This window comes from Paraburkholderia sp. UCT2 (genome assembly GCF_014397665.1).
GTDB lineage: Bacteria > Pseudomonadota > Gammaproteobacteria > Burkholderiales > Burkholderiaceae > Paraburkholderia > Paraburkholderia tuberum.
This window is the reverse complement of record NZ_VZQO01000131.1, coordinates 1-1,211: the sequence shown is the minus strand read 5'-3', so window position 1 is coordinate 1,211 and position 1,211 is coordinate 1. Positions and strand designations below refer to the sequence as shown.

Here is a 1,211-nt window from a genome sequence, read left to right as displayed (position 1 = left end):
GGGAAGCGCTGATTTATTCAGCTCGGTGGTCATCGTTGGCGTAGCTGAGGACGTTATAGAAGGCAACTCACGGAACAGACTCACGATGATGAAGAGGCAGATCGGCTTCGCCGAAGCGGAAATTGCAGGCAAGAAGCGAGTGACGAGGCGCCAACGCTTCCTCGCCGAGATGGAGAAGGTCGTTCCGTGGCAGCGCTTGCTGTCGGCAATCGAGCCGCACTATCCGAAGGGCACGCGAGGCCGCCCGCCGATTGGCCTGGAGCGAATGCTGCGAATCTACTTCCTGCAACAGTGGTACGGGCTGTCGGACGAAGGACTGGAAGACGCGCTGTATGACAGCATCGCGCTGCGAGCCTTCGCCGGCATCGATCTGGCAGTTGAGAACGTGCCTGATGCGACCACGCTGTTGAAATTCCGGCGCCTGCTGATCGAACACGAACTGACACGGAAGTTGTTTGACGAGATTGGCATCTCGCTGTGCGAGCGTGGGCTGATGATGAAGGAAGGCACGCTGGTTGACGCAACGATCATTGAAGCGCCGCCGTCGACCAAGAACGCCGGGAAGAGTCGTGACCCGGAAATGCATCAGACGAAGAAGGGAAACGAATGGCACTTTGGAATGAAAGCCCACATTGGCGTCGATGCCGATTCGGGCCTGATCCACAGTGTGGTTGGCACATCGGCCAACGTGTCGGATGTATCGCAAGCGCATGCCCTGCTGCACGGACATGAAGAGCAGGCGTTCGCCGACGCGGGCTACATTGGCGTAGACAAGCGCGAGGAAATGGCGGGCAAGACCGTGAAGTGGCACGTCGCTGCCAAGCGGGGAAAGATCAAGGCGATGCAGGACGGGGCGCTGAAGAACCTGGTGATCGCGGTCGAGCGAACCAAGGCGCAGATCCGGTCGCGGGTTGAGCATCCATTCCATATCGTCAAGAACCTGTTTCACCATCGCAAGACGCGATACAAGGGCTTGGCCAAGAACACCGCGCAACTGTTCAGCCTGTTCGCTCTTGCGAATCTGGTGATTGCGCGAAATCTGTCGCGATCGGTCCATGGGAGCAATCCGTCATGCGTATAAAAAATGCGAGCAGGGAGCCTCGTTTGCGCGTCCAATTCACCGAGTTGAGCATCGATTCGCTTCGTCATCCGGAAAATTCGACGGCATCTCGTCTGCAACTTGGGCAGTTGGTCCATTGATCAGCGCTTCC

The 1,211-nt window shown here is 57.8% G+C and carries 1 protein-coding gene; it reads left to right on the top strand.

Features of this window, described 5'->3' with window-relative positions:
- Positions 1-88: 88 nt before the first annotated feature.
- Positions 89-1,081 carry an IS5 family transposase gene (locus tag F6X39_RS36050; RefSeq protein ID WP_090812378.1) on the top strand — a complete coding sequence of 331 codons (993 nt, stop codon included), beginning with the start codon at positions 89-91 and terminating at the stop codon, positions 1,079-1,081.
- Positions 1,082-1,211: the final 130 nt, after the last annotated feature.